Raw genomic sequence first — 4,821 nt, forward strand, 5'->3', positions numbered from 1 at the left:
ATTAGTAAAGAATTTTAGTTAGAGAATAAGACGTGAGTAAAGAATAGTAAAAAAAGTAAATAAAAAAAGGGCACTTAACCCCAATGTTAAGTGCCTTTATACCTAAATATTTAGGTTTTATTTTGTTTTGTGTTTAGAGCCTACCTATTTTAAGGTTAAGGATTCAGGAGTACACTTTTCGAGACATTGTTCACAGAGAGTACAGAATCCAGCAATAGGTAAGTTAACTTTGTATGCTTTGTGTAACATATCGTATGGACATGCGTCAATACATTCTCCACATTCGTCACATTTAGATGGGTTGAAGATGATTCTATCTCTAGATACTACTTCACCATCAATTTCTTTGTCTACATAGTCTAAGATTAATGCATCGTTAGGACATACGTTAGCACATGCACCACATCTTACACACATGGTGAAAGATTGTTCGCCCATATCTTTCTGACGGGAAGGTACTTCCATTCCTCTTTTGGTAACTACTTTTATAGCTTCAGTAGGACATTTTAAAGCACAACCACCATCAAAGAGACATTTTTCTTCGTCCCAACAAATACCTTCAGAAGCACTGAATTTAGATGCTCCATATTCAACATCTAAGTCAATTGCATCTACAGGACATACATTTACACAAAGACCACATGCAGCACATGCTTGTGGAAGATCTACAGTCAAGTCAGATTTAGGAGTGATGAAGCTTCCAGGACAAATGTCAACACAGGAATTACAACCGATACATGCTTCAGCGTCTAAAGTGAATGATTTCATGTTTTTAGTACGTTTAGCAGGGTTTGCATTTTCTGCGATGAAAATTGCGTTCCATGGACAGGATTGTGAACATACACCACATTGGATACATTTGTCTTCATCTACTTCGATAGGTTCTCCGTAAGCAGATAAGGTGATTGCATCAACAGGACATTCAGCTACACATACGCCACATCCTTTACAATCATCAATGTATACTGCTCCTTCTGGTTCAATAACTCTGCTTGCAGGTTCTTTTACTCCAGGAACTCCGATAACGTCTACAGGACAAATGTCCACACATTTTTGACACATTACACAGAATCCTTTGAGGAGTTGAGAATCTTCTGCATCTAATTTAAGAGTTTTGGAAGGACATGCGTCTACACAATCTCCACATTCATCACATTTGGTTTTGTTAAAGATTAATCTAACTTGAGTGTTTCCTTCTTCATCAATAGCTATGTCTTCTACTTGTAAAGCACCGTTAGGGCAGACTTCTGCACATTTAGGTTCTTCGTTACAAGTATCACAGTAAACGATGTGATCGCCTACTTCAATAGCTGCTGTAGGACAAACGCCTTCACATGCTCCACATTTAATACAGCTATTTTCATTGAATACTATCATTTTAACACTCCAAAGTTAGATTTTTTTAATCATATTTCCTTCACTGTCATATACTTCTACAGTAGCTAATCTCATTTGGCTATCCATAGTGTGGGTAGCACAAGATAAACATGGGTCGTGAGCTCTGATAACCATTTCCATTAAGTTGAAGATTTTGTCATCTACTTCTACGCCAGGTTTGATGTAATCTTTAGCTACTTGTTGAATACCCATTTCCATTGCAGGGTTGTTTTGGATAGTTGCTACAATGATGTTTGCTTGGGTAATTAAACCTTCGTCATCAGTTGTGTAGTGGTGGATTAAAGTACCACGAGCAGCTTCTACAATACCTGCACCTTCACCAGCAGTTCTTTCTAATGCTTCTGGGAATTTGTCACCGGATAAGTCTTGTTCTAATGCGTCTACAGCCATTTCAGCAGAAGCTAATAATTCGATTAATCTTGCCCAGTGGAATAATAATGGGTATTGTGCGTAACCGAATCTTTCTCTGAAGTCTTCTAAAGCACCTTGTGCTAAAGGAGCTGCATCAGGCATTTTGTCACAAACGTTAATACGGGATAATGGTGCTACTCTGTAAATACCTTCTGGGTATCCTAATTCTTTAATGTAAGGGAATTTTAACCAGGAGTAAGGTTTTACGTGTTCAGCAACAATGTCTTTGTATTCAAGGTTGTTATATTCAGTGTAAATAGAACCGTCTTTGTCTTTTATTCTTACTACACCGTTGTATACATCCCAGTCACCATTGTTAACAATACCACAGTGACGGGTGTCACCGAAGTAACCTAAGGTTTTGACTAAGTCAATTTTTTCTTCTAAGATAGGTACTGCTAATTCAATGGTAGCTTGTGCTAATTCTACGTTTTCTTTAGCTTTTGCTAATAAGTCAGCTTGAGTTTCTTCATCTAATTCAGTGGAAATACCACCAGGAGTAGAGGAAGTTGGGTGAATTGGACGACCACCAGTTGCAGATACAATATCTAAACCGTTTCTTCTGATTTTAATAGCTTGTAAAGCAACTTCTGGCATATCTTGGATAATTTGGAAAACGTTTCTAGTTTTTCTGGTTCCGTCAGGAATTACTAAATCCGGTGCTGCTAAGAAGTAGAAGTGGAGAGCGTGAGAGTGCATGTAAGATCCCCAGTTCATTAATTCTCTCATTTTGTAAGCAGCAGGTAAGATTTCGTCATCGTCAAATCCGTAGATTTGGTCAACAGCTTTAGCAGCTGCTAAGTGGTGTTGTACATCACAAATACCACAGATTCTAGGTACAATACGAGGTACTTCCTCAGCTGGACGTCCTTGTAAGAATTTTTCGAATCCTCTAAATTCCATAACATGTAATCTAGTGTCTTCTACATTTCCTGCTTCGTCAAGGTGTACAGTAATTTTTGCGTGACCTTCAATACGAGTTACAGGTTCCATAGTAAGTTTTACCATATTATTTTCCTCCTTTTTGCATTTTAGCAGGGACTAAAGCAGCTGGTAAAGTGTAAGTGTAGAAAGTACCTACAATATCATCTAATTGGTCAGCTACTTGTTCAGGGTCTACGGTTTTATCTTCGTTAATACCGTAGTCAGATGCAATCGCAGAAATCATTTTTGCACCTGCATCGTTTACTTTAGCGGTAGGTCCGTAACAACCTCTACATGGGATAGCAATACTTGGGCATTGTGCACCACATAAGGATACGGTTGCAGGTCCCATACATACTAAACCTTGAGCAATTAAACATAAATCATCTTCTGGTTTACCAACTTCAAATTGTCTTTTAATGAAGTCCATAGCGAGACCAGCAGGTGGTTTTTCTCTAGGACATACTTCACAAAGGTTAGTGGTTGGTAATTCAATAGTTCCTCCGTTTAATAAGGTAAGAATAGCTTCAGCTACTACGTCAGATTTTGGAGGGCAACCAGGAATTAATAAGTCTACTTGAATTGCTTCGCCTAATGGTCTTACTCTGCTTTCTAAGGTTGGTACATCTTCGTTAGGAATGATTCCTTCTGGGTTTACAGTACTGCATGAGTTAATGTAACCTTCAGTAGTTAATTCTTCAACAGTGTGTAAGTTACCGAGACCAGGGATACCACCATAAGCAGCACAAGTACCGTATGCAATAACGAGGCCAGCTTTTTCTCTTAACATTTCTGCTAATTCTCTGTTTTCTTCGTTTCTAATTCCACCTTCTACAATGAGTACGTCTAATTCAGGTACTTCATCGTATTTAGTATCACATAATACTGGTGAGAATTCGAATTGTGCTAATTCTAAAACATCTAATAAAGATTCGTGAAAGTCCGCAATGGATAAGTGACAACCGGAACAACCTCCGAGCCACATAGTTCCTACTCTAGCTTTATCTGCCATAAATAATCCTCCATTTAAATTTATCCTTCAGCATCTAATTGTGCTTTTAATGGGGAAGGTCCTAAATCTTTAATTCTGTTTACCATCATTTTTACAGAACTAGCGAATTTTTCTCCTTCAGAAGCAGAAATCCAGTCGTGGTGGACTCTTTCTCTTCCGATTCCCATATCTTCGACTAATTTATAAACTAATCTCATTCTTCTGTCAAGTTTATAGTTACCTGCATCGTAGTGGCAGTCACCCATGTGGCATCCTGCTACGAATACACCATCAGCACCGTCTCTGAATGCTTTCAAAATAAACTGAGGGTCAATTCTTCCAGAACACATTACTCTTATAACACGAATGTTAGGTGGGTATTGCATTCTTGCAGTACCTGCAGTATCTGCTCCACCATAGGAACACCAGTTACAACAAAACATTACAATTTTTATATCTTCAGACATAGAGTTTATCCTCCTCTATTAAAATTTTAGTTTATAGTCCTAAAAAAAATTTAATTTGATCTAAGACTCATCCAACTATTTCAATCTAATAACTTGAACCATATTATCAAATCATAACTAATACAATTCAATCATTTAATACCGATTGAAAATATTAAACTTTATTAAAATTGAAATAATTGAGATATTCAACCTAAATAGTTTTCACTATTTTTAATCTATAAAGATCCAAATCAAAAATCTTAATAGATTACCTTCTTGAATCCAAATCAAAAAATTCAAGAATTCCGTTTTAACTTTAAAAACCAAATCAAAATTTTTAAAGTTATAGATTTCAATCTAATTTCTTTTTTAAAAAAGTTTTTCAAATCTATATTAAAGTATGTTAAGGCATACCTTAATCTCAAATCATCGTACGCTAATGAGCTAGCTCAGCTTAACATTAATGTACTGATTATATATTATATAAAAGATTAAATATAAAGGTTACTTGGAAAGGAAATACACAAGATTTATATACTATAATACTTTTTTAAAAAAAGATATTACAAAGCTTAAAAATTAATTTCAATTTATACGAAATATTATTGAAAAATAACCATTTTTACTAATAAAAATTAAGAAATAACT

At 35.9% G+C, this 4,821-nt stretch carries 4 protein-coding genes; all 4 read right to left on the minus strand.

Annotated elements, in window-relative coordinates:
- Positions 1–144: 144 nt before the first annotated feature.
- The 4 genes from ACKI3Q_RS05105 to ACKI3Q_RS05120 are packed head-to-tail and all read right to left on the minus strand — an operon-like array spanning position 145 to position 4,191.
- Positions 145–1,377 carry a 4Fe-4S binding protein gene (locus ACKI3Q_RS05105; RefSeq protein ID WP_407414909.1) on the minus strand — a complete coding sequence of 411 codons (1,233 nt, stop codon included), beginning with the start codon at positions 1,375–1,377 and terminating at the stop codon, positions 145–147.
- A gap of 15 nt (positions 1,378–1,392) precedes the next feature.
- Positions 1,393–2,817 (minus strand): Ni/Fe hydrogenase subunit alpha, encoded by a 1,425-nt coding sequence (locus ACKI3Q_RS05110; RefSeq protein WP_407414911.1) that lies wholly within the window; start codon positions 2,815–2,817, stop codon positions 1,393–1,395.
- A 1-nt stretch (position 2,818) separates the two neighbouring features.
- On the minus strand, positions 2,819–3,745 hold the full coding sequence (locus ACKI3Q_RS05115; RefSeq protein WP_407414913.1) for a F420-nonreducing hydrogenase: 927 nt from the start codon (positions 3,743–3,745) through the stop codon (positions 2,819–2,821).
- 20 nt (positions 3,746–3,765) lie between these two features.
- Positions 3,766–4,191 (minus strand): hydrogenase iron-sulfur subunit, encoded by a 426-nt coding sequence (locus ACKI3Q_RS05120; RefSeq protein ID WP_292777403.1) that lies wholly within the window; start codon positions 4,189–4,191, stop codon positions 3,766–3,768.
- Positions 4,192–4,821 lie beyond the last annotated feature (630 nt).

Source organism: Methanobrevibacter sp., assembly GCF_045636185.1.
In the GTDB taxonomy this organism is placed as follows: Archaea; Methanobacteriota; Methanobacteria; order Methanobacteriales; family Methanobacteriaceae; genus Methanocatella.

Coding starts and splice junctions, on each gene's coding strand:
- ACKI3Q_RS05115 (WP_407414913.1), bottom strand. CDS start 3,745: ATGGCAGATAAAGCTAGAGTAGGAACTATGTGGCTCGGAGGTTGTTCC.
- ACKI3Q_RS05105 (WP_407414909.1), bottom strand. CDS start 1,377: ATGATAGTATTCAATGAAAATAGCTGTATTAAATGTGGAGCATGTGAA.
- ACKI3Q_RS05110 (WP_407414911.1), bottom strand. CDS start 2,817: ATGGTAAAACTTACTATGGAACCTGTAACTCGTATTGAAGGTCACGCA.
- ACKI3Q_RS05120 (WP_292777403.1), bottom strand. CDS start 4,191: ATGTCTGAAGATATAAAAATTGTAATGTTTTGTTGTAACTGGTGTTCC.